We start from the raw sequence: 23,544 nt of genomic DNA, 5'->3' as shown, positions 1-23,544 counted from the left end.
TCGACGTGTCGAGGCGACAGCGCAACGGTATCAAGCCCGCGGATCGATGATCGCGATGCCGTCGGGCGCCCTGCCGCCCATCGCGACGAGCGCCGGAATCGCCTCGGCAAGGGAGAGCGTCTCGCCCAGGAGCCGCTCCGGCTTGAGCCGGCCGGCCCGGATCATGTCCAGCATGGCGTCGTAGCGCCAGGCCTGCATGCCGTGGCTGCCGTAGATCTCGAGTTCGTGCGCGATGACCTGCGCCATGGGAATTGGCGCCCGCGCGTGGTCGGCCAGCATCAGGCCGACCTGCACGTGGCGGCCGCGCCGCCGCAGGTTGGCGATGGAGTTGAAGCAGGTCTCAGGGTTGCCGAGCGCGTCGATCGACACGTGCGCGCCGCCGCCGGTGATCTCCCGGACCGCCTCGACCACGTCCGGCACGTCGCGGCCGTTGACCGTCGCATCGGCCCCCATGGCCCGGGCCAGCGCGAGCTTGGACGCGGCGATGTCCACCGCGACGACCTGGGCGCCGAGGGCGGACGCGATCATGATCGCCGAGAGGCCGACCCCGCCGGCGCCGTGGACGGCGACCCACTCGCCGCCGCGCACCCGGCCCTGGTCGACGACCGCCCGGAACGACGTCGCGAAGCGGCAGCCGAGGCTCGCGGCCGTCGGAAAGGTCATGTCGTCGGGCAGGCGCACGAGGTTGTGGTCGGCCCGGTCGATCGCCACGAACTCGGCGAACGAGCCCCAATGGGTGAAGCCGGGCTGGAACTGCGCCTCGCAGACCTGCTGGTGGCCGGCATGGCATTCCCGGCAATGGCCGCAGGCCGCGATGAACGGAACCGTGACCCGGTCGCCGACCCGGAACCGGCGCACCGCCGATCCCGTCGCCGAGACCACCCCGGCGAATTCGTGTCCCGGCACGTGGGGCAGGCGGATATCGGGGTCGTGCCCCTTCCAGCCGTGCCAGTCGCTACGGCAGAGCCCCGTCGCCTTGACGTCGATCACCACGCCGTCGGGCGCGGGCGTCGGGTCCGGCACGTCGCGGATTTCCGGGACCCTGTCGAAACGCTCGACGATCATCGCTTTCATGGCGGCCGCATCCTTGTCTCGCGGGGAAAACCCGCTCCTTCCGACAGGATTGCGACCGGGAGCGCAATCCTCAGCGACCGAAGGCGCCCTGCCCTCCCGCGACCGTCTCTCCCGCTCCTCGCCGCGCGGCGCAGTAGCCCGCCACCGTCCCGATCGCCCACAACGCCTTGTCGCGCGCCGTGCCGGTGTCCCGTCGCAGGAGCGCGCGGGTGCCGCTGGCGGTGAAGCGGGCGAGGCGAAAGCCGAGATAGACGAGGCCGTAGCGGTGCAGCCGCAGCACCCGGCCGAAGCCGCGGGCATAATCGGCGGCGCGGGTGTGGCGGCCGGCCTCAGCCACCTGGTCGTGGTGGACGACGAGGCCGTGGCGGAACACCACCCCCCTCCCCTGCGCGAGGAGGCGCAGCAGGAAGTCGGTCTCCTCGCCGGAGCGGAACGGGGTCGGGGCGCCGACGCCCAGGCTCTCGTCGAAGCCGCCGACCGCGCGGGCGGCGGCGCGGCGCACGAACAGGCCGTTGGAATTGCCGGAGAACCACACGTTGCGCCGGTCGACCGCCTGGTCGGCGGCCAGGAACGCGCCGAGGGACTCGCGGCCGGCCGCGTCGAGCGTGCGCCCGGTCACGGCATCGGCCCCCGGGTGCTCGGCGAACAGCCGCACCACCGCGGCAACGAGGCCGGGCGGATACCAGCAATCGTCGTCCGGGAAGGCGATCAGGTCGCCGCGGCAGCGGGCGAGCCCGACATTGCGGGCCCGGGACAGGCCCGGCGCCGAACGGGCATGGTCGATGCTGAGCCGGTCGCGGTAGCGGCCTACGATCGGCTCCAGGGTGCCGGGCTCGTTCTGGTCGACCAGCACCACCTCGAAATCCCGGCAGGTCTGGAGCAGCAGGGACTCGAACAGCCGTTCGAGCTGCGCCGAGCGGCCCTTGGTGCAGACCAGCAGGGAGACGAGCGGCGGGGGAGCGGAGGGGGCGTGCTCGGTGCTCATCGTCTTGATCCTCAGCCGCCGCGTGACACTTGCAGGGGTGACACTTGCAGGGGCGACGCCTGCAGGGGTGACGCCTGCAGGAACAGGTCGCCCGGACCCTGGGCCTGCCGCGGGGCCGCCGGCTCGGGGGCGGCACCCGGCCGGGTCTCGGGCCGCGTGTCGCGCACCACCCGTTCGAGGATGGCGAAGATCCGGTCCTGGTCGACCGCGCGGCTCAGGTTGTGGTCGGTACCCTCGAGGATCTGGACCGGGTAGCCGAGGCGGCGGGCGATCCGGGTCTCCGACTCGCCGAAATGCGCCCGCACCGTCGGGATGCCGAGGTCGTCGGCGCTGTAGACCATGCAGATCCGGGCGCCGCGGCGGCGCAAGGAGGCCACCCGGCCGGCGACGCTCGCGGCGGAGAGCGTCCGCCACGGCATCCGGGCGGTCGCACGGTCGAGGCGGGCGGCGCCGTCGCGCAGGAGCGCGCGGGCGATCTTCATCAGGCTGAGGTCGCCGGTGAGGATCCGGTGCCAGAACCGGCCCTGCCGCGCCCGCTCGCCGTAGCTCTGGCTGTGGCGAAACGTGTCCCGCACCATGGTCTCGACGTCGGTGCCGGCTTTCAGGTCGAAGCAGTACAGGTTGACCAGCACCGCCGCCCGCAGGCGGGCATCGCGGACGAGGGCCTGGAACGCCTGGTAGGCGCCGCTGCAATTGCCCAGGACCACGCCGGGGGTGTGGCCAGACGCCGCCAGGTGATCGATGGCCGCCGTGACGTCGGCGACCGAATCGGCGGCGTAGAGCGGCAGCGAGCCGTCCGGCCGGTCGGGACTGTCGCCGATGCCGCGCAGGTCGAAGCGGAACGAGGCGATGCCGGAGGCCGCCAGGCGCCGGGCGAGCCGCGTCGTCTGGCGCCCGTGCCCGGCCCGCGGGTTGCGCCCGGAATTGACCACCAGCACGGTATCGCCGCTCCAGGCCGCGGCCGGCCGGCACAGGATGCCGACGAGGCCGGGGCCGAAGCGCGACACCTCCTCGCGCCAGTCCTCGTCCTCCAGCCGGCAGGGCGGCAAGGGGGGCATGGTAACCGGCTCGATTGCGGCCGGCGCCTCCGCCGCCGCGAAGTCGCGCACCAGCGCGAAGGTCTGGTCGGGGGTGCGGGAGAAGAGCGGATCGGAGACGAGCTGCGTCAGGTCGGGGAACGGCCCGGTCTCGACCTGGCTCCCGAGCGCCCGGTAGCGCTCGGCGATGGCATCGACCTTCGGGCCGAGCATCAGGATCCGGGGTGCCGGGGGGCGTTCCGCCGCCGCGAGGTCGAGCCGCGCGAGGTCGGCGAGGGTCTGGGACCCGAGGAGGAAGCTGCCGATCATCAGCGAATCGGGCTCCTGCGGCATCGGCGTGCGGTCGGGCATCACGTCGATGAGCCGGGCCTGCATCGCCATCTCGCGCCGATAGGCCTTGCCGCTCGGGAACGGGCTCAGCATCACCAGCCGGTCGATGTCCTCGCCGGTGAGCGCCGCCAGGGTGGCGCCGAGCCGCAGGCCCACCACGGCGATCTCCTCGGCGCCCCGCTCGCGCAGGAAGGCGAGGCCGGCGCGGATCGCATCGAGCGCCGCCGGGATCTCGGGCCCCGCCGGGTCGCGCGAATCGCCCTGGCCCGGATAGTCGAAGCGCAGGGTCGGGCAGCCGGCCCCGGCGATCATCACGGCGAGTTCGCGCCAGGAGCGATAGGCGCACCATTGCTCGAACCCGAAGGTGCCGCAGAGCAGCACGCCGCGCCGGCGCGCGCCGGGGCTGTACCAGCCGAACGCATCGCCGAGGGCGACCGGGACCGGCTCCGTCGCGGCGGGCCTCTCGCCCGTGCCGTCGGTCAGCATCTGCACAGTTCCTTCTCGTTCGATCGGAACAATCCTCGACCCTGGGGCCGGCCTGGATTGTTTTAGCGCTTGAATTTTTCTGATTCGTCTAAGACGAGCGGGGTCGGGGAGGCGCCGGCCGTGACGGATCATGCCTCGTGATCCGTCACGAAAGGGTTTTCGCGGTGATGGGCTGGCTGCGGAAGGAGTGGCGCGGGTTTCCCCCTCCCCCGCAGAGGGGGGAGGGAGAAACCCGCGCCACTCCTTCTCCCCCAAAGCCTAGCTGTGTCCCCTCACGACCGCGCCACCCGGACCGGCCGGTCGCGCATCAGGCTCGCCAGCCGCAGGCGCAGGATCGCGACCAGGAAGACCACGATGTCGACGGTGTAGCGTCGTCCGAGGCGGCGCGGCTCGCGCAGGAGACGGAACAGCCATTCGAGCCGCACGAGGCGAAGCGCCGCGGGCGCGCGGAGGGAGGCGCCGGCGGTGTAGTCGAGGAGCGCGCCGACTCCCATCAGCACGCGCGCGTCGATCCGGTGCGCGTGCTCGGCGATGAACATCTCCTGGCCCGGATTGCCGAGGGCGACGAGGAGGATGTCCGGCGAGGCGGCGTTGATCGCGGCGATGACGGCGCCGGTCTCCTCGGGCGCGAAGTAGCCGTCCCGCACGCCGACCACCCGGTGCTGGGGATGGAGGAGCGCCAGGTTGCGCGCCGCCGCCTCGGCGATGCCGGGCTTGGCCCCGAGCAGGAACAGGGTGCGCGGCACCGTCTCGGCGGCCAGGAAGGCCGGGACCAGGTCGGTGCCGTTGAGGTTCTGGCGGAAGAACCGGCCGCGGAACAGCCCCGAGCACAGGTCGATCCCGAGCCCGTCGCTGACGAGCAGGAAGCCGCGCAGGGCGGCGGCATAGGCAGGCAGGCCGAGCGCCTTCAGCAGCATGTTGGCGTTGCAGAAGCCGAGGCAGACCTGTGCACGCCGGTCGAGGGCATCGCGCAGGCGGGAAAACACCTCGTCGCGGGTGAGGTCGCTGATGCTGACGCCTTCGAGTTCGAGCCGGTCGACGCTCGCAGCTCCGGGCGCCGTGTCGGGGGCGCGGTCAGGCATGGGACGCTTCCGATTGGGGGTTGCGGTGATCCGTGTCGAGGCAAGACCATCGCGGCGATCGGTGAAGAATTGCCGGCGGTCCGCACCCGCCTCACGATGAATGCAGCCACCCGCACCCGAGATGCAGCCTTAATTCAGTGCAGGGTTAACGGCGCGTTGGACGAATACCGGCAAGTCCGTATCGGAGCCGTTACGAATGGATAAGCTTGTCGTCTTGTTACGACGTCGCGACGATATCCCGATGGTCGGGGCGCACGCGCGGGATCGCGTTAAAGTCCCGATAGGGGATCGCTGCTAAGTCCGAGGGATGAGCGGCGGGCGCGAAGACCCCGCCCCATCGAGAGGCGACGGACACGATGCTGACACTCGTCGCGCGGCTGCGCCGATCGGCCCGCTCGCAGCAATTCGCCTCGGCCTTCGTCGCCCGGATCGCCAGCGCGGTGCTCGGCTTCGTGATGCTGCTCGTCGCGAGCCGGGTCCTCACCACCTACGAGTACGGCGTCTACGTCTTCCTGTTCTCGCTCGGCAGCGGGCTCGGCCTGATCGCGGCCTTCGGCCAGCAGAACCTGGTGCTGAAGCATTACCGCGCGCAGGACGGCGTCACGCCGCACAATGACGGGCTGGTGCGCTACAATCTCGGCTGGCTCGGGATCGCGATCACCCTGATGGTGGGTGTGAGCGCGGTGGTCTTCGTCGCCGAGGAATCCCTGCCCGACCCGTATCACCGGCTCCACCTCGCCTGCGCCTTCGCGGCCGTGTTCGCGCTGTCGGAATATCTCCAGAGCTATTTTCGCGTTCACGGCCGGATCTGGCTGGCGCTGCTGCCGCGGGAGGTGGTCTGGCGCGGCGCCTGCTCGGTGCTGCTCTGGGGTGCCTCGCTCGCCGGCCTCCTCACCGGCGCCACCGCGGCGATGGGGATCGTGCTCGGGCTGCTGCTGGCGATGACGCTCTACCAGATCGGTCACCTCGCGAGCCTTCACGGCTGGGATTCCTGGCGCGGGGGCTTCGGTCATCCGCAGAAGGCGCCGGCCTGGCGCAGCGAGAGCCTGCTGTTCACCGCCAACAACGTGATGGTGGCGGTCACGGCCTTCCTCGAGACCGTGATCGTCGGGGCGCTGCTCGGCATGGAGCAGGCGGCGTTCTACTTCGTGGCCCTCCGCTACGCGACGCTCGTCAACCTGCCGAGCGCGGCGATCGACACCGTCAGCATGCCGATGATCGCGGGCCATTTCCAGGCCGGCGACCGGGAGGGCGCGCAGCGCCTGGTCGGCCGGCTGTCGCTCGCGAGCTTCGCGATCTCGTCGGCAGGCGCGGTGGCGATGGCGGTCGGCGCTCCTTTCGCGCTGACCTTGTTCAAGCCGGATTTCGCCGCCCATACCGACGTGCTGATGGTGCTCAGCCTCTCGTCGGTCGTCACCGCGTTCTTCGGGCCGGGGGCCTCGCTGCTGACGATCGGCGGCGGCGAGCGCTACATCCTGATCAGCAACGCCGTCCTGTTCTCGGTCTACGCGGTCCTGCTCTGCCTCGTGGCGGTACCGTTCGGCATCCTCGGCGTCGCGGTGGCGAATGTGTGCTGGACGATCGTCATCAACCTGGTGCTCGCCCGCTGGGTGCGGGCGAACTGGAACGTCGACAGCCGCGCGACCGCCTTCTTCACCCGCCGCCGGGCGCCCGCCCCCTCGCAACCAGCCCCCTCTCAATCCGCCCCCTTGCAGCCCGCCGCCCAGGCGGCCGAGTGACATGCGCCGCCTCCTCGCCCTCGCCTGCCTGTTCCTGGCGCTCCCGCCCGCGCCTGCCGCCGCCGCACCCGCACCCGCACCCGCCTGCCTGCGCGGCGTCAACATCAGCGGGGCCGAGTTCGGCACCGTGCCGGGACGTTACGGCTTCGATTACCTCTACCCCTCGGCCGCGACGATCGGCCGGTTCGCGGGTTTGGGCCTCAGCGCGATGCGGCTGCCGATCCGCTGGGAGCGGCTGCAACCGACCCTGCGCCAGCCCCTCGATCCGGACGAACTCGCCCGCCTCGAAGCCGCGGTCGCGGCCGGGACACGGGCGGGCCTGCGCACGGTGATCGACCTGCACAACTACGCCTATCACGGCAAGGCGCGGATCGGCACCGAGATGGTGACGCCGGAGGCCTTCGCCGATGTCTGGCGACGCCTGGCGCAGCACTTCCGGGGCGACGCCTCGGTGGTGTTCGGGCTGATGAACGAGCCGCACGACATCCCGGCCGATCGCTGGCTCACCGCCGCCAACGCCGCCATCGCGGCGATCCGGGAGGCCGGGGCCAGGCAGCTGGTGCTGGTGCCGGGCTCGGGCTGGACCGGCGCGCATAGCTGGACCGCCGACCTGCCGACCGGCAACAACGCCGCGATCATGCTCGGTACGGTCGATCCGGGAGAGAACTACGCCTACGAGGTGCACCAGTACCTCGACGCCGATTTCTCCGGCACCCATGCCGAGTGCAGCCGCGGCGCCGACGCCCTCAAGGCGGTGGAACGCCTGACCGGCTGGCTGGTGCAGAACAAGCGCCGCGCCTTCCTGGGCGAGATCGGCGCCTCCGGCAAAAGCGGCTGCCCGGAGAAGCTGGCGGCTTTGCTGGCCCATCTCAACGCGAATCCGCAGGCCTGGGTCGGCTGGACCGCCTGGGCCGCGGGCGACCTGTGGGCGCCGGATTATCCCTTGAGGCTCGATCCCGCCGGGGCCACCGCCCCGGTCGTGGCCGCGATCCAGGCCGCCGCCCAAGCCAAGCCGTCCTGCGAGCCGTGAGCGCCAGGTTGACAATCGCCATGCCGAACCCCGCCCCCCTCTCGATCCTGCACGTGGTCCGCCAATTCCTGCCCAATCGCGGCGGGCTGGAGGATTTCGTCGCCAACCTCGCCCGCGAGCAGGCCCGCCTCGGCCACCGGGTCCGGGTGCTGACCCTCGACCGGCTGTTCTCGCAGCCCGACGCCCGGCTGCCGGCGCGGGAGCGGCTGGAGGGGATCGACATCGAGCGGATCCCGTTCGTCGGCTCGCACCGCTATCCCGTCGCGCCGTCCGTGTTCCGGCATCTCGGCGACGCCGACCTCGTCCACGTCCACGCCATCGACTTCTTCTTCGACGCCTTCGCGCTGGCCAGACCCCTGCATCGCCGGCCGATGGTGGCGACGACCCATGGCGGCTTCTTTCACACCAAGGCGCATTCGCGGCTGAAGCAGCTCTGGTTCCAGGGCCCGACCCGAATGAGCGCGCGCGCCTACGAGGCGATCATCGCCTGCAGCGAGAGCGACGCCCGGCTGTTCTCAGCCATCACACCCGGCGACGTCACGGTGATCCAGAACGGCGTCGACCTCGACAAGTTCGCGGACGCCGCCTCCCGCGAGCCCCGCCGCGCGCTCCTGACCCTCGGCCGCTTCGCCCACAACAAGCGCCTCGACCGCCTGCTCGCGGCGATGCAGGCGCTGACCACCGGCGGCGCCGGCTGGCGGCTGCGGATCGTCGGGGTCCCCTCCGATTGGACCGAAGCCGCGCTCACCGCCGAGATCGACCGGCTGGGGCTGACCGGCGCCGTCACCCTGCATACCGGCCTCGACGCTCCCGCGGTCCGCGACCTGATCGGGCAGTCGAGCCTGTTCGTCTCGGCCTCGCAATACGAGGGGTTCGGGATCGCCTTGATCGAGGCGCTGAGCGCCGGGCTCGTCCCGGTGGCCCATCCCAACGACGCCTTTGCCTGGCTCGGGCGGCACCACCCCTCGATCACCCTGACGGATTTCGCCGATGCGCCGGGCGCCGCCGCGGCGATCCGCGGCGCCTACGACCGCCTGGAGCGGGGTGCGATCGTGCCCGGGTCGGAAGACCTGTCGGAGTACCGCTGGTCGAGCGTCGCGGCGCGCTACGTCGCGGCCTACGAGGCGGCGCTCGCCGGGACCGGGCCGGTGGTGGCCGCCACGGCGGCGTGAGGGGATCTGGGCCAAAAGGTCTGCGAGCCTGCCCCCTTCTGCGGGTCAGGGTGGCCCCCGGAGGCGGCCCGGGAGAGGGGACGCCGATTCCCGAGAGGTCACGCGCAGCATGAAGGGCGCCACATCTTTCGGCGTCGCTCTGCCCGTCTCCTGCCGCGCAGAGGGGGGGAGGGCTTGGCCGCGCTCCGTCAACACACCGTTAACCCTCATCCGCGACCCTGGCCGGGCCGCGGCGACGGATGCCGTTGCCCTCCCCTCCCCTGCCAGGGCTCGCCGCGTCGCAAGTCCTCATGCGATAAGCGTGCGGGACCCGCCCGCAACAGGATGACAATGCACCTCGTCGTGACCGCCCACACCGCCAACGGCCCGCTGTCGCACCAGCGCACCTCGCCGGAGGATGCCCTGGAGAAGGCGCAGGAACTCGAGGCCGAGGGCCACGACCACGTCGTCATCACCGACATCACCGGCCGGGACTACGCGCCGCCGGAATTCGACAGCCTGTTCCTCAATCCCGGCCGCTGACACCATGGCGGCGATCACCATCCTCGTCGATGCCGATGCCTGCCCGGTCAAGGACGAGATCTATCGCGTCGCCGGCCGGCATGGCGCCCACGTGGTCGTGGTCGCGAATGCGTTTCTGAACGTGCCCCGCGAGCCGTGGATCGAGCGCGTCATCGTGTCGGACAAGTTCGACGCCGCCGACGACTGGATCGCCGAGCGGGCCGGGCCGGAGACGGTCGTCGTCACCGCCGACGTGCCGCTGGCCAGCCGCTGCGTGAAGGCCGGCGCCAGCGTGCTCGGCCCGACCGGCAAGGCCTTCACCGATTCCTCGGTCGGCATGGCGCTCGCGACCCGCGACCTGATGCAGTCCTTACGCGAGGCCGGCGCGGTGACCGGCGGGCCGAAGCCGTTCTCAGCGAAGGACCGCTCCGCCTTCCTCGACGCCCTCGACCGGGCGCTGGTGCGGCTGCGGCGCAACGCCCAGGGCGGCTGAGCCCGCTTCCCGCGAACTTACCCAATCCCTGCGGGTTCCTTGTCGGCGGCTGCCTTTCGCCGCCGGGAGAGCCAGCATGTCGGTCGAGGAGAACACGGTCCATTACGACAGCCCGGCCGGCGGCTGGGGCTCGGTGCGCGGCATTGCCGAGGTGTTCGGCAAGGAATGGGCGACGCCGCTCGCCACAGAGACCTTGTTTCGCCAGAACAAGCCGAAAGGCTTCATGTGCGTCTCGTGCTCCTGGGCGAAGCCCGCGAACTACCACCCCTTCGAGTTCTGCGAGAACGGCGCCAAGGCGACCCTGTGGGAGCTGACCACCCGGCGCTGCACGCCAGACGTCCTCGCCAAGCATACGCTGACCGAGTTGCGGGGCTGGAGCGACTACGATCTCGAGCAGCTCGGCCGCCTCACCCACCCGATGCGCTACGACCGCGCCAGCGACCGCTACGTTCCTTGCGGCTGGGACGAGGCCTTCAAGGCGATCGGCACGGAGTTGCGCCAGCTCGCTCCGAAATCGGTGGTGTTCTACTCGTCCGGTAGGGCCAGCCTCGAGACCTCGTATCTCTACGCCCTGTTCGCCCGGCTCTACGGCAACAACAACCTGCCCGATTCCTCCAACATGTGCCACGAGACGACCTCGGTGGCCTTGAAGAAGGTGATCGGTGCCAGCGTCGGCACGGTCGTGTTCGACGACCTGTCCAAATGCGACGCGATGTTCTTCTTCGGCCAGAACACCGGCACCAACTCGCCGCGATTCCTGCACCCGCTCCAGGAGGCGGCCAAGCGCGGGGTGAAGATCATCACCTTCAATCCCGTGCGCGAGCGGGGGCTGGAGAGCTTCACCAACCCGCAGAGCCCGGTCGAGATGCTGACCCGCTCCTCGACGCAGATCAGCGCGCAGTACCATCAGGTCCGGCCCGGCGGCGACATCGCGGTGATGCTCGGCCTGTGCAAGCACGTATTCAACGCCGACGACGCCGCCAAGGCGCGGGGCACCCGAATCCTCGACGTCGACTTCATCGCCCAGCACACGACCGGGCTGGACGCCTTCGAGGCGAAGGTCCGGGCGACCCCCTGGGAGGAGATCGAGCGCGAATCCGGGATCCCGCGCGCCGATATCGAGGCGGCGGCCCAGGTCTATGTCGAGGCCGAGCGAACTTGCGCCTTCTACGGCATGGGGCTGACGCAGCACGTCCACGGCTTCGAGAACGTCGCGATGGTCGTCAACCTGCTGTTGCTCAAGGGCAATATCGGGCGCGAGGGCAGCGGGGTGTCGCCGGTGCGGGGCCATTCCAACGTCCAGGGCCAGCGCACCGTCGGTATCTCGGAGAAGCCGGAACTGGTGCCGCTCGACCGGATCGCCGAGCAATTCGAGTTCGAGCCGCCGCGGGAGAAGGGCGTCAACACGGTGGAGGCCTGCGAGGGCATCCTCGAGGGCTCGATCAAGGCCTTCATCGGGCTCGGGGGCAACTTCGTGCGGGCGATTCCCGATCAGGACCGGATGGAGAAGGCCTGGACCGGCATGCGCCTCACCGTGCAGGTCGCGACCAAGCTCAACCGCTCGCACCTCGTCAACGGCGAGATCGCCTACCTCCTGCCCTGCCTCGGCCGCACCGAGGAGGACAAGCAGGCCGCCGGACCGCAGGCGGTGAGCATCGAGGACACGTTCAGCTGCATCTACGGCTCGCAAGGGCGCCGCACCCCGGCGAGCGACTTCCTGAAGTCGGAGGTCGCGATCGTGGCGGGCCTCGCCAAGGCGACGCTGGCGGAAAACCCGAAGGTTCGGTGGGACGAGTGGGTCGGCGATTACGGCCTGATCCGCGACGAGATCGCCAAGACCTATCGGGAGGAGTTCCACGACTTCAACGACCGGCTCTGGATCCCCGGCGGTTTCTATCGCGGCAACTCGGCCCGTGAGCGGATCTGGAAGACCGAGAGCGGCAAGGCGGAGTTCACCGCGCCCGAGGTGATGTCGGCAACCGGATTCGAGGACGAGCCCGGCCGCTACCGGCTGATCACCATGCGGTCGAACGACCAATTCAACACCACGATCTACGGCTACAGCGACCGCCTGCGCGGGATCGAGGGGACCCGCGACGTGCTGTTGATGAACCCCGGCGAGATCCGCCGGGCCGGCTTGCGCGAGGGCCAGGTCGTCTCCCTCGTCAGCGATGCCGGCGACGGGATCACCCGCGAGGTGACCGGCCTCACCGTGACGCCGTTCTCCCTGCCGGACGGATGCCTGGGGGCCTATTACCCCGAGATGAACCCCCTGATGGCGCTCTCGCACCACGACATCCAGTCGGGAACGCCGGCGGCGAAATCGGTGCCGGTGCGGATCCGGCCGGAGGCCGGCGGCGCGAAGACCGACCGGCTTGAGCCGACCGGGCACGCGGCGCATCCGATCTGACGGAGGCCGACATCGTCGGGGCGGGGTGTCGCGCGCCCCCTCCCCTGTCATGAGATTTGCCCTGCCCCGGGATCTGCGCAGGAAAATGCCAGGTGCCCGGGAATGACGCACAATTGTGCTTGTGCGGGCGTGAATCGCCGGGTACCACTGTGATCACAGACACGAAACATGCCGCCCTCGAGAGCGGCCCGAAGTCTGGGGAGGAAGGCCCTCAACGAGGGCAAGCACCGCCGCGACGCCATCGCGGCGGTGCTTCCATGTTGTCCCACACGCAACCGGGCCGCGCAATCCGGCCAAAGGGACAAGCCGCGCGGCCACCGTGCCGATGGGCTGCAACCTGCTCACCGTACCGAGCGACGCAACGCTCTCCCCGAGGGGAAGGCCGTCGCGTCGGCCGGCATCAGGCCCCCTGCCCTTCTCCTTGCCCCGGCGGCTCCGGAAACGGCGTCCAGTCGGTGAAGGCGTCGACCTCGTAGCCGTAATCGGTGGTGGCGACGTGCCAGGGCCGGCCGTCCCCGAGCCGCCCGGGATCCCAGCGGATCACGGCGCGCCGGTCCGGCTCGTCCCGGTGGATGGCGATGATCCAGCGCCCGTCCCGGGGCGCGCGATCGATGGGCCTCCAATCGGTCATCGGGTGCTCCACGGTCATTGCCTGTGCCCGGGTCAACGCGCCAAGACTAACGCGCCAGGCCTGCCGCCGTTCGCCTCAGCGCGGCGCGGCACCCCGCACCAGGCGCTCGCCCGCCTCGCATTCGCGCAGGTAGGTCGCCCGGTTGTCGTCGGTGATTCCGGCTTGGTCGGCCTTGGCCTCGCAGGCCCGGCGTCCCTCCGCCGGAGCCGGATCGGGAGCGGCCTGAGCAGACGCGGCGGCGGGTGACAGAAGGGCGAGAATCAGGAGGGCGTGGCGCATGACGGGCCTCGATCGGCAGGTGGTTCGTCCCGGTCCAGCGCCGGTCCCGCCCGATGGCTCCCCACGCGGGCTCAAAGGGCCGTCGCGGCCATCCAGATCGCCATCGCCACCATCATCAGGTTCTCGGTCAGCGACACGAAGCCGAGCGGGACGTTGCTGCCGCCGCCGACGCAGGCGCATTTCAGCTCGCGCCGGTCGAGATAGACCGCCTTGAACACCGAGACCGCGCCGATTCCTCCGATGACGAAGGCCACGGGCACCGACAGCCATGTGAGCATTCCGGCGGCCATCAGCAGGCCGGCGAGCGCCTCGGCATAGGGGTAGATCGTGGCGTACGGGACCCATCTCTGGGCAAGCAGATCGTAGCCGAGGAACATGCTGGAGAAGGTCTCGACGTTCGAGAGCTTGAGGATCGCCAGCACGCACATGCTGAAGGCGATGAACCACTCGCCTGCCCGCATCGTGAGCGGCGTGCCGTAGGCGGCCTGGCTGACCGCCAGCGCCATCAGGGCCGTCATGCTGAACAACGCAACGACCGGGCGATAGCTCACCGCGTTCGGGTCGCCCACCGGCTTGCCGAGGCGGCGGCGCAGGTCGTCGTAGCCGCCGACGCGCTCGCCGGCGATGAAGACCTGCGGCGTGGTCTTCACCCCGTGCTCGGCCTTGAAGCGGTCGGTCTCCTCCCGGGTGGTCAGGGGGCGGTCCTCGACCGCGTAGCCGGCTCGGGCGAGCAGGTGGCGGGCCTTCAGCCCGTAGGGGCAGACATGGCTGTCGGTCGCCATGCGGTACAGGGTGGCGTTGCGGGCGGAAGCGGTGCTCATCGGGCAACCTCGTCTGGTGTCGCGGATGGGCCGATGGCGTAGCATCCGTACCATGCTACGGAGTCAAGCCATGCCCCTCTCGAAGACCGCCGACCTGACCATCGCCGGACTCGCCCGGGCCGGCGGCGTCGGGGTCGAGACGATCCGCTACTATCAGCGGCGCGGGTTGCTGCCGGTGCCGGCACGAGCCGGCGCCATCCGGCGCTACGGCCGCGAGGAGATCCGGCGCCTGCGATTCATCCGCTCGGCGCAAGGCGCCGGCTTCACCCTGGAGGAGATCGCCGAGCTCCTGGCACTCGATGCCGGCGAGGACCGGGCCCGGGCGCGGGAGCTCGCCCGCCTGCGCATCGAGGCCCTGGAGGCCCGGATCGCCGAGCTGAGCGCGGCCCGCGACGCGCTCACGCGCCTCGCCGCGGCCTGCGGCGCCACGACGCGCGGGCCATGCCCGATCATCACCGCCTTCGAGCCGGAGTGAGACGGCGTCAGGGCTTCCCCCGTCCGGCCCGATAGGAGGCCAGGATCTCCGGCAGCCGGTCGAGAACGTAATCGGCGAGGCCGGGCTCCAGGCTCTCGTCGAAGGACAGGGCGACCCGATCGGGCAGGCGCTCGATCCGGGCGATGCCACGGCCGGCCTCGTCGCTCCAGACCTGCGGCGCCGGCCGCTTCGGCGCAGGCGGCGAGAGCGCGTTCAGCACCGCGGCGAAGCGCTCGTTGGTCGGCTTCTCCCGGAAGCCGGGATCGGCGAGCAGGCCGTCGATCCGGCGGGCCGGGGCCGTCCTAATCCGCTCGGCGAGCAGCATCCAGCGCGGCCGCCCGGCGGACGGCGCCGGGCCGATCGCCCGGACGATCTCCGCCGGCACGGTGCGGGCCACGGAGATCAGGGTCGAGAGGTCGCCCTTGCCGACACCCATCGCGGCGGTGATCGTCGCGCGCGGGAAGCCGTGCTCCTCGAGCCGGAGCGCGAAGAAGGCCCGCTCGATATAGCTCAGGTCCTGCCGCTCCAGGTTCTCCTTGCCCTGGGCCACCACCAACTCGGCGTCCGAGAGCGGGCGCACCACCGCGCGGACGGCTTGCGCGAGACGCCGCGCCGCCTGGATCCGCCGCCTGCCATAGGCGACCTGGTAGCGCTCCGGGCTGTCCGGATGCGGCCGTACCAGGATCGGCACCTGCTGGCCGCTCTCGCGGATGCTCTCGACCAGGGCGGCGAGGCCCGGATCGTTGGCGTCAGTCACCCGGTCGGCGATGAAGGAATCGTCGATGCGCTCAGGCTCGATCTCGACGACGACGGTGCCGGCCTCGATCTCCGCCGCGGCATCGGCCCGGGCGGCGAGCCCGCGCAGGGTGCTGCTCATCGCCCGGACCGCGCCGCTGCGGCTGCGCTCCGGGGCGCGGGGGTTTGCAGCTGCAAACTCGGGCTCGGGTGGGCTCGGGTTTGCAGCTGCAAACGCCTCCGGCTCCGGCGTCGGCGGGGCCTCGGGGACAGCCGGTTTGGCCGTCGGCTTGGCGCCGAACAGCGCGTCGAGGTTCGACTTGCGGCTCATGACCGGCCCCAGGCGCGGCGGATCAGACCCTCGATCTCGCCGTTGACGGCCTCGAGCGATTCGAGCGCCCGGTCGTAGGTCGAGCGGGTCACGCTCTCGCGGCCGATCTCGTAGAGGGTCTGCTTCGACAGGCCGGCATCGGACACGGCAGAGGATTTGAGCATCGGCGCGGTCAGCACCGCATCCTCGAACAGGGTGCGCAGCATGCCGACGATGCGGGTCTGGGGCGCATCCTGCTGCTCGTAGCGGGTCACCAGATAGCGCAGCCAGTCGTATTGCAGGCGCCCGCCGGATTCGGCCACCACGCCGAGCAGGTCCTCGGTCATCGCCAGGAACTGGCTCATCGAGGCGACGTCGAGCATCTGCGGATGCACGGTGATGAGCAGCGAGGTCGCGGCGCAGAGTGCCGAGAGGGTCAGGTAGCCGAGTTGCGGCGGGCAATCGATCACGACGATGTCGTAGGACGAGGCCACCGAGTCGATGGCGTGGGCGACCCGATCGAAGAACAGCGGCTCGCCGGCCCGGCGGCGGGTGAGCGCCCGCGGCGTCTCGTGCTCGAACTCCATCAGTTCGAGATTGGCCGGCACCAGGTCGAGGCCGGTGAAGTAGGTCGGGCGCACCACGTCGCGAAGCGGCCTGGAATCGTCGTACCGGATCGCGCCGTAGAGCGTCTCGTCGGCCCCGACATCGAGTTCCGGCTGCACGCCCAGCAGCGCCGAGAGGCTGGCCTGCGGGTCGAGGTCGATGGCGAGCACCCGGTAGCCGCGCAGCACCAGGGACTGGGCGAGGTGGGCGGTGGTGGTGGTCTTGCCCGACCCGCCCTTGAAGTTCGCCACCGCCACCACCTGCAGGTGTTCGGAGCCCGAACGCCGCGGCTGGTAGCGTCGGCCGCCCCGGGTATTCTCGTCGAGATAGGCGCGCAGGCCGTGGATGTCGGCGAGCGTGTAGGAGCGGCGGCCATTGGCCGAGACCTCCGGCTGCGGCCCGAGCCCGTCGGCGGCGAGCTGCTGGAGCCGCGACACCGTCACGCCGATGATCCGGGCGGCCTCGGTCGAGGTGAAGCGGCGCAGGCCCTTGGCGGCGGTGGGCGGGAAGAGGCCCGACGAGATCGCCTGGAGCTGCGCGCGAAGCGTCGCCGCATGGGCGCCGATCGTCGCGGCGGGTGCCACCGGGGCGGGGGGTTGCGGCGGCGTGTGCTGATTCATCCTCGCAGGCCCTGTTTGCAGAAAATTCGCCGGTTCGGCGTTCGAACTGCAATTGGCCTGTTTTTACCCCGATTCGCAATCGCCGCCGCGCCGCCCCGCAAGCCCGGCGCAAGCTCCCGACGCCAGGGGGCCGGGAAGGAGAGGGGGCTTTCCGGCTCCGAGCCCCTCCACCCGGAGCGGGGCAGCCCCTCCGGACGGCATAGGACCTACCTCGAAGTGAGGCGGCCACGACCGCTTCATCGCGCCTTCGCCCGGCGCTAGGGTCCGGATCGGCGCCGAGACCCATCGACCAAGCTCAACCCGAAGCGGCAGGCCGCCAGAGGGTGGCACCCCAAGAGCGCGCGACGCGCACCAGGCTTAGTCCTCTCGGTGAAATCCGTAAGCTTGACGGAATTCCATCTCAAGGGCGCTCCGGCGGTTTGCCGGCCGTTAAGCTGTTCAGAGTTTAGTGTCCCGCATCCACTCGGATCGACCGGGTCGCCCCGCAGTGGAACAGAAAATTCCCTAAAATAGACATGTGAAAATTTACCAAGAAGTGGCCCGGAGATTGCAATCTCATCTGCCGAATGGGATGCTCGTCTCACACAGGAAGGTGGTGCCTCATGGTCGAAATCTCTGACATCCGCGACGTGCTGAAGTCGCTGGAATCGCTGAAGGCCGTCGTCGATGGGCTGTCGGACGACGACGACCTGTTCGAGAAGGGACTGGATTCCTTCGGTTCGGTGCAGCTGATGCTGGCCCTCGAGGAGCGATTCGACATCGAGTTCCCCGATTCGGCGCTCGGCCGGCGCTCGTTCTCGACCATCCGCATCATCCGGGACACCGTCTCGGGCCTGGCCCAGCAGGAGGCCGCATGAACATGCACGTCGAGGTCGCGGCGGCTCTGCCCGCCGCGACGCCGGCCCCGGCGGGCGACCTCGACGCGCGGGCCAAGCGCGTCGCGGAACAAGCCGCCCGCCACGCCGACGCCGTCGACCGCGAGGGCCGCTTCCCGGCCGAGGCGGTCGCCGCGCTCAAGGCCGAGCGCCTCTTCGGCATCCAGGTCCCGCGCTCCCTGGGCGGGGAGGGGGCCTCGATGAGCGAGATCGCCGAGCTTTGCGCGGTTCTCGGGCGCGCCTGCTCGGCCGCCGCGATGGTATTCGCGATGCACCACATCAAGCTCGCGAGCCTCGTCACCCACGGCCTCGACAGCGCCTGGCACTGCACGCTGATGGAGCGGATCGCCGCCGAACAGATGCTGATCGCCTCCTCGACCACCGAGGCCGGCATCGGGGGCGATCTGCGCAACAGCCTCTGCGCCGTCGAGGTGGAGGGCGACACCTTCCGCCTGACCAAGGAGGCGAGCGTCATCTCCTACGGCGCGCAGGCCGACCTGATCCTCGCCACCGCCCGCCGCCACAAGGAGGCCGCGACCTCCGACCAGGTGCTGGTGGCGCTGCTCGCCGACCAGATCACGCTCGAGCGCACCAGCGTGTGGGACACGCTCGGCATGCGCGGCACCTGCAGCGACGGCTTCCTGCTCAAGGCCGAGGGCCTGCCCGTGGCCCAGGTGCTCCAGAAACCCTTCGCGGAGATCGCCGCGCAATCGATGCTCGCCGCCTCGCACCTGCTCTGGGGCAGCGTGTGGTTCGGCATCAGCAGCTACGCGGTCGACCGTGCCCGCGCCTTCGTGCAGGCCGAGGCGCGCAAGAAGCCGGGCCAGGTGCCTCCAGGCGCCCTGCGCCTGGCGGAAGCCGCCAACGAACTCCAGGCGATGAAGAGCACGGTCGTCGCCGGGCTCGCCCGCTACGAGGCCGCCAAGGGCGACCCCGATGCGTTGAGCGCGATCGGCTTCTCGATCATGCTCAACAACGTCAAGACCACCGTCTCGGTCCAGGCCGTCGACATCGTGCAGCGGGCGCTCAGCGTCGTCGGCATCATGGGCTACAAGAACGGCACCCCGTTCAGCCTCGGCCGGCAGCTGCGCGACGTCCTCTCGGCGCCGCTGATGATCAACAACGATCGCATCCTCTCCAACACCGCCAACCTCCTGCTGGTGCAGAAGGGCAGCGGCAAGCTCCTGAGCGCGTGATGGACCAGAGCCTCTCCCCCTCCGATCTCCTGCCCGCCTTCGACGATGCCGAGGCGCCCGCGCCGCGCTCGTTCCTCGACCGCCTGTTCGATCGCGGCCTCCTGATCCGCACCGGGGTCGACGGTCTCTACGGCCGCTCCGGCGCCTTCGAGAGCGTGGTCGAAGCCCTCGACCGGCTGGTCTCGCGCATCGGCGGCGCCGACGGCGCCGAAACCTTACGCTTCCCGCCCGGCATGGCCCGCTCCAGCTTCGAGCGCAGCGGCTACCTCAAGGGCTTCCCGCACCTCGCCGGCACGGTGCACAGCTTCTGCGGCAACGAGGCGGACCATGCCCGGCTCCTCGCCTGCCTGGACGCCGGCGAGGACTGGACCGCCAAGCAGGCCGCCACCGACATCGTCCTGACCCCGGCCGCCTGCTACCCGCTCTATCCGGTCGCCGCCGCCCGCGGCCGGCTGCCCGAGGGTGGGCTGCTGTTCGACCTGCAATCCTACTGCTTCCGGCACGAACCCTCGCTGGAGCCGACCCGGATGCAGCTGTTCCGCATGCGCGAATACGTCCGCATGGGCACGCCGGAGCAGGTTCTGGCCTTCCGCGAACTGTGGCTGACGCGCGGCACCAAGATGATGAGCGATCTCGGCCTGCCGCTCGCCATCGACCCGGCCAACGATCCGTTCTTCGGCCGCGCCGGCAAGATGCTGGCCAACAACCAGCGCGCCCAGGCGCTGAAGTTCGAGCTGAACGTGCCGGTCAACAGCGAGGACAAGCCGACCGCCTGCCTCAGCTTCAACTACCACCAGGACCATTTCGGCACGACCTGGGGTATCGCCCAGGCCGACGGCTCCACCGCCCACACGGCCTGCGTCGGCTTCGGCCTGGAGCGGATCACGCTTGCGCTCCTGCGCCACCACGGCCTCGACCTCGACGCCTGGCCGGCGGAGGTCCGCGCCCAGCTGTTCGGCTGAGGCCGCGATGTCGGCCGCCCTCGCTCACGCCATCGCGCCGCGGACGGAGACGTCCGCGGCCCCGATTCTTCCCCGTCCCGTGCACACGCCGCACGCGCTCCACGCCCCCGACCGGACCTGGCCGGAGACGAATTGCTACGTCGATCTCTGGATCGAGCTCCTGCACCTGCGGGGTCTTAGCCCCGAGGCGATGCTGGGCTTCACCCTGCGGCAGGATTTCGAGGGCGACCAGTTCACCTTCTTCAAGCCGAAGGCCGCCGACATCGAGGCGCTCTACGGCCTGGAGATCCTGGAACTGGCGCTCTACGAGGATCTGGAGAGCCACAGCCTGGTCCAGGCGGCGCGGGGATTCCCGGTGCTGGTCGAGGTCGATGCCTTCTTCCTCCCCGACACCGCCGGCACCACCTATGGCCGCGAGGCCTCGAAGACCACGATCGCGATCCTGGCCCTCGATCCGGCGCGGCGCGTCCTCGACTACGTCCACAATGCCGGGCGCTTCACGCTCGAAGTCGCCGATTACGACGGGATCTTCGCGAAGGGGCGGCTCCTGCCCTATGCCGAGTTCGTGAAGCCGTGCGGCTTACCCTTGAGCCCGGCCGAACTGCCCGGCGCCGCCCTCGCCTTGCTGCGCCGGCACCGCGCCCACGCACCGGCGGCCAACCCGGTCACTGCCTTCCGCGCGTGCCTGGCGGGCAAGGCGGATTCCTTCGTGCAGCGTCCGCTCACCGCCTTCCACGCCTACGCCTTCAACACCACCCGGCAGCTCGGGGCCAATTTCGAGCTTCTGGGCAGCCATCTCGCCTGGCTGACGGCAGCGGGGGCAGGGTCGCTCAGTGAGGCGGCGGAGGCGGCGACGCGGCTGGCGCAGGAGGCCAAGGCGTTCCAGTTCCAGCTCGCCCGCGCCTTCGCCCGCGGCAAGCTCGCCGGTCTCCCGGAGCGCCTGTCGGCCGCCGAGGCGACCTACGCGGCCGTGTTCGCGGCGCTCGACCGGGCGCTTCCGGCGGAGTGAGAGCCAGCATGATCGGCGAGGACCAGCCTCGCCGATGTCTGTGTCGATCCCATCCACGACCTGACCCTGAGGTGCCGGCCGATCGAAGATCGGTTGGCATCGAAGGAGGGTTCCGGAAGTCTCCGAGATCTCCGGAACCCTCCTTCGAGGCGAGCAATGCTCGCACCTCAGGATGAGGTCGTGGGCGGGATCCTATCGACTTACCCCATCGAGCAGGCTCTGACCGACAGCATGGCCCTTCCGCGCACCGTCGACCGGCCCCTCGACGGGCCTTGGGACATGATCGTGATCGAGCCCGGCGCCTGCGCCGGGCCGGAGGAGCTGAAAGGTCTCACCGGCTTCATCCCCGCCCCGGTGCCCGGTACCGCCGCGGGCGCTCTGCGCGCAGCCGGCCGCTGGTCGGATCGGGAGCCGACGCCGCTGCACGGCTCCGACATCTGGTACCGCACGCAGATCGAAGGCCGGGGCCGCGAGATCCTGCGCTTCGAGGGCCTGGCGACGCTCTGCGAAATCTGGCTGGACGGGCAACTCGTGCTCTCCTCCCGCTCGATGTTCCTCGCCCACGAGGTCGCGGTCGATCTCGACGGCACTCACACCCTCGCGCTCGCCTTCCGTTCCCTGGCGCAGGATCTCGCCCGGCCGCACAAGCGCGGCCGCTGGCGGCCCCAGCTCGCCACCCCCGGATCCTTGCGCCATGCCCGCACCACCTTGCTCGGCTTCATGCCGGGCTGGTGCCCGAGCGTCGACGCCGTCGGGCCGTACCGGCCGGTCACCCGGAGAGGGGAGGGGGCTCGACCCACCGACATCGACCTGCGGGCGAGCGTCGAGGAGGGGGCCGGGATTCTCGCTGTCGGCTTCAGCTTTCCGAAAGCCCGCGGCCCCGTCACCCTGAGCTGCGATGGCCGCGAGAGGGGGCTCGCCGAGACCACGCCCGGCCGGTTCGAGGGCCGGCTCGAACTGCCGGGCGTCGCCCTGTGGTGGCCGCACACCCATGGCGAGCCGCGGCTGCATGCCGTCACGGTCGAGGCCGGGGGCGAGGCGTTCGATCTCGGCCGGGTCGGATTCCGCACCATCACGCAGACCCGCCCCTTCGCCGAGGGCCTGAGCCTCGCGGTCAACGGGGTGCCGGTCTTCTGCCGCGGCGCCTGCTGGACCCCGCCCGATCTCGTCGGGCTGCCGGGCGACCGCGCGTCTTATGCCCCCTCCTTGAGCCTCGCGGTGGAGGCCGGCATGACCATGATCCGGGTCGGCGGCACGATGCTGTACGAGGCAAACGCCTTCCACGATCTCTGCGACGAACTCGGCCTCCTGGTCTGGCAGGACCTGATGCTGGCCAATTTCGATTATCCGACCGACGATCCGGCCTTCCGCTCGGCACTCCAGACCGAGATCGCGCAGCTCCTCGACCGGGTCCAGGCCTCGCCCTCGCTCTGCATCGTCGGCGGCGGCAGCGAGGTCGAGCAGCAGGCGGCGATGCTCGGCTTTCCGGAATCGGTCTGGCGCGCAAAGGCCGTGGAGGCGATGCTGCGCGAGGCCGCGGCGGAGATCCGGCCGGACCTCGTCGTGGTGCCGAACTCGCCCTCGGGCGGCGACCTGCCGTTCTCCACCAATGCGGGCGTGACCCACTATTACGGCGTCGGCGCCTATGGCCGCCCGTTCGAGGATGCGCGCCGGGCCGACGTGCGCTTCGCCTCCGAATGCCTGGCCTTCGCCAACGTGCCGGAGCCGGTCTCGCTCGCGGAAGCCGGCCTGACCGATCCGCGCGATCCCGCCTGGGCCCTCGGCGTGCCGCGCGACCGCGGCGCCGACTGGGACTTCGAGGGCGTGCGCGACCACTATGTCGGGTCGCTCTATGGGGTGGACCCGCAGGCCCTGCGCCGCGACGATCCGGAGCGCTACCTGACCCTCGGCCGGGCCGCGGTCGCCGAGGTGATGGAGGCGACCTTCTCGGAGTGGCGGCGCGCCGGCTCGATCACAGCCGGCGGTCTGGTCTGGCTCTACCACGATCTCGCGCCGGGGGCGGGCTGGGGCGTGGTCGACGTCGCCGGGCGGCCGAAATCGGCCTGGTACGCCCTCAAGCGCGCCTTCCGGCCGGTTCAGGCCGTGCTCACGGACGAGGGGCTGAACGGCCTCCACGCGCACCTGCTGAACGAGACCGCCGATTCGATCGAGGCGACCGTCACGCTCACCTTCGCCACCGCCGCCGGCAAGGTCGCCGCCAAGGCGGAGCGCGCCCTGACGCTCGCACCGCGCAGTGCGCTCGTGCTGTCCTCGGCCGCTCTGCTCGGCCGCTTCTTCGACGCGACCGCCGCCTACCGCTTCGGCCCGGCGGCGCACGACCTGGCACACCTGCGGCTCACCTGCGCCGATGGGACGTTCCTCGCCGAGGCGTTCCATTATCCGGCCGGCCGGGACGCGACCCCGCGGGAGATCGGCCTCTCCGCCGCCCTCGTCGAGGATCGCGACGGCGTCGGGCTGCGGGTCGCGACGGAGCGGCACGCCCTCGGGGTGCATGTCGTGCTCGACGGCGAGGGGCGCCCGTCCGACACCTGGTTCCCGCTTGCGCCGGGAGGAGAGCGACGCCTCGCATTCACCGGGACGGAGGGGCGCCCGAGCGGGACGGTGCGGGCGGTGAACGGGAGCGAGGTGGTGCGGTTCTGAAGGGCTGCCCCACGTCATATCAAGA

Annotated in this window: 21 protein-coding genes; 12 read left to right on the top strand and 9 right to left on the bottom strand. The window is 70.7% G+C overall.

The genetic code is table 11. The features are described from left to right. Positions 1 to 30: 30 nt before the first annotated feature. From AC3AOF_RS05960 to AC3AOF_RS05945, 4 genes are all read right to left on the bottom strand, one after another. Positions 31 to 1,074 carry a zinc-dependent alcohol dehydrogenase family protein gene (locus AC3AOF_RS05960; RefSeq protein WP_488347944.1) on the bottom strand — a complete coding sequence of 348 codons (1,044 nt, stop codon included), beginning with the start codon at positions 1,072 to 1,074 and terminating at the stop codon, positions 31 to 33. 70 nt (positions 1,075 to 1,144) lie between these two features. Then, positions 1,145 to 2,059: a glycosyltransferase family 2 protein gene (locus tag AC3AOF_RS05955; protein ID WP_488347943.1), complete on the bottom strand. Its 915-nt coding sequence runs from the start codon at positions 2,057 to 2,059 to the stop codon at positions 1,145 to 1,147. An 11-nt stretch (positions 2,060 to 2,070) separates the two neighbouring features. Continuing rightward, a complete protein-coding gene (locus AC3AOF_RS05950) occupies positions 2,071 to 3,912 on the bottom strand; it encodes an alpha/beta hydrolase (RefSeq protein WP_488347942.1) in 1,842 nt (613 codons plus the stop codon). A gap of 272 nt (positions 3,913 to 4,184) precedes the next feature. Then, positions 4,185 to 4,994, bottom strand: a complete 810-nt coding sequence (locus AC3AOF_RS05945) for a WecB/TagA/CpsF family glycosyltransferase (RefSeq protein ID WP_236991647.1) — start codon at positions 4,992 to 4,994, stop codon at positions 4,185 to 4,187. Positions 4,995 to 5,350: 356 nt separating this feature from the next. On the opposite strand from AC3AOF_RS05945, the gene AC3AOF_RS05940 reads away from it, so the two are divergent. The 6 genes from AC3AOF_RS05940 (at position 5,351) to AC3AOF_RS05915 (ending at position 12,339) form a co-directional block, all read left to right on the top strand. Next, positions 5,351 to 6,733 (top strand): lipopolysaccharide biosynthesis protein, encoded by a 1,383-nt coding sequence (locus tag AC3AOF_RS05940; protein WP_488347941.1) that lies wholly within the window; start codon positions 5,351 to 5,353, stop codon positions 6,731 to 6,733. Position 6,734: 1 nt separating this feature from the next. Further along, entirely contained in the window at positions 6,735 to 7,763 is a 1,029-nt protein-coding gene (locus AC3AOF_RS05935) for a glycoside hydrolase family 5 protein (RefSeq protein WP_488347940.1), read from the top strand. 20 nt (positions 7,764 to 7,783) lie between these two features. Then, entirely contained in the window at positions 7,784 to 8,935 is a 1,152-nt protein-coding gene (locus tag AC3AOF_RS05930; RefSeq protein ID WP_236991650.1) for a glycosyltransferase family 4 protein, read from the top strand. Between the two features lie 330 nt (positions 8,936 to 9,265). Next, complete coding sequence (locus AC3AOF_RS05925; RefSeq protein ID WP_099954190.1) at positions 9,266 to 9,457, top strand: hypothetical protein; 192 nt, start codon at positions 9,266 to 9,268, stop codon at positions 9,455 to 9,457. A 4-nt stretch (positions 9,458 to 9,461) separates the two neighbouring features. Continuing rightward, positions 9,462 to 9,929, top strand: a complete 468-nt coding sequence (locus tag AC3AOF_RS05920) for a YaiI/YqxD family protein (RefSeq protein ID WP_236991651.1) — start codon at positions 9,462 to 9,464, stop codon at positions 9,927 to 9,929. Between the two features lie 76 nt (positions 9,930 to 10,005). Continuing rightward, entirely contained in the window at positions 10,006 to 12,339 is a 2,334-nt protein-coding gene (locus AC3AOF_RS05915) for an FdhF/YdeP family oxidoreductase (RefSeq protein WP_488347939.1), read from the top strand. A 400-nt stretch (positions 12,340 to 12,739) separates the two neighbouring features. Here AC3AOF_RS05915 and AC3AOF_RS05910 read toward each other — a convergent pair whose 3' ends face one another. The 3 genes from AC3AOF_RS05910 to AC3AOF_RS05900 all read right to left on the bottom strand — a co-directional run bounded on the left by AC3AOF_RS05910 (position 12,740) and on the right by AC3AOF_RS05900 (position 14,070). Further along, positions 12,740 to 12,970, bottom strand: coding sequence for a hypothetical protein (locus AC3AOF_RS05910; RefSeq protein ID WP_236991653.1), 231 nt, complete (start codon positions 12,968 to 12,970; stop codon positions 12,740 to 12,742). A gap of 75 nt (positions 12,971 to 13,045) precedes the next feature. Further along, on the bottom strand, positions 13,046 to 13,249 hold the full coding sequence (locus AC3AOF_RS05905) for a hypothetical protein (RefSeq protein WP_488347938.1): 204 nt from the start codon (positions 13,247 to 13,249) through the stop codon (positions 13,046 to 13,048). Positions 13,250 to 13,320: 71 nt separating this feature from the next. Continuing rightward, positions 13,321 to 14,070 (bottom strand): MauE/DoxX family redox-associated membrane protein, encoded by a 750-nt coding sequence (locus tag AC3AOF_RS05900; protein WP_488347937.1) that lies wholly within the window; start codon positions 14,068 to 14,070, stop codon positions 13,321 to 13,323. 70 nt (positions 14,071 to 14,140) lie between these two features. Between AC3AOF_RS05900 and AC3AOF_RS05895 the strand changes: the two genes are divergently transcribed. After that, positions 14,141 to 14,545, top strand: coding sequence for a MerR family transcriptional regulator (locus AC3AOF_RS05895; RefSeq protein ID WP_488347936.1), 405 nt, complete (start codon positions 14,141 to 14,143; stop codon positions 14,543 to 14,545). A gap of 7 nt (positions 14,546 to 14,552) precedes the next feature. Here the strand turns inward: AC3AOF_RS05895 and repB are convergent, their stop codons facing one another. Continuing rightward, positions 14,553 to 15,611, bottom strand: coding sequence for a plasmid partitioning protein RepB (gene repB / locus AC3AOF_RS05890; protein WP_488347935.1), 1,059 nt, complete (start codon positions 15,609 to 15,611; stop codon positions 14,553 to 14,555). Continuing rightward, positions 15,608 to 16,816, bottom strand: a complete 1,209-nt coding sequence (repA, locus tag AC3AOF_RS05885; protein ID WP_236991658.1) for a plasmid partitioning protein RepA — start codon at positions 16,814 to 16,816, stop codon at positions 15,608 to 15,610. The genes repB and repA overlap by 4 nt, the downstream gene beginning before the upstream one ends. A 602-nt stretch (positions 16,817 to 17,418) precedes the next feature. On the opposite strand from repA, the gene AC3AOF_RS05880 reads away from it, so the two are divergent. From AC3AOF_RS05880 to AC3AOF_RS05860, 5 genes are all read left to right on the top strand, one after another. Beyond that, on the top strand, positions 17,419 to 17,673 hold the full coding sequence (locus AC3AOF_RS05880) for an acyl carrier protein (RefSeq protein WP_236991659.1): 255 nt from the start codon (positions 17,419 to 17,421) through the stop codon (positions 17,671 to 17,673). A gap of 2 nt (positions 17,674 to 17,675) precedes the next feature. Then, positions 17,676 to 18,887 (top strand): acyl-CoA dehydrogenase family protein, encoded by a 1,212-nt coding sequence (locus AC3AOF_RS05875; RefSeq protein WP_236992873.1) that lies wholly within the window; start codon positions 17,676 to 17,678, stop codon positions 18,885 to 18,887. Continuing rightward, on the top strand, positions 18,887 to 19,849 hold the full coding sequence (locus AC3AOF_RS05870) for an amino acid--[acyl-carrier-protein] ligase (RefSeq protein ID WP_236991660.1): 963 nt from the start codon (positions 18,887 to 18,889) through the stop codon (positions 19,847 to 19,849). Before AC3AOF_RS05875 ends, AC3AOF_RS05870 begins: the two co-directional genes overlap by 1 nt. Before the next feature lie 79 nt (positions 19,850 to 19,928). Then, positions 19,929 to 20,858: a DUF1839 family protein gene (locus AC3AOF_RS05865; protein WP_488347934.1), complete on the top strand. Its 930-nt coding sequence runs from the start codon at positions 19,929 to 19,931 to the stop codon at positions 20,856 to 20,858. A gap of 231 nt (positions 20,859 to 21,089) precedes the next feature. Then, positions 21,090 to 23,519 (top strand): glycosyl hydrolase 2 galactose-binding domain-containing protein, encoded by a 2,430-nt coding sequence (locus tag AC3AOF_RS05860; protein WP_236991662.1) that lies wholly within the window; start codon positions 21,090 to 21,092, stop codon positions 23,517 to 23,519. The last annotated feature ends 25 nt before the right edge of the window (positions 23,520 to 23,544 follow it).

Source organism: Methylobacterium sp. 142-1Y (genome assembly GCF_057747795.1).
This window is presented reverse-complemented; position numbering and strand designations above follow the sequence as displayed.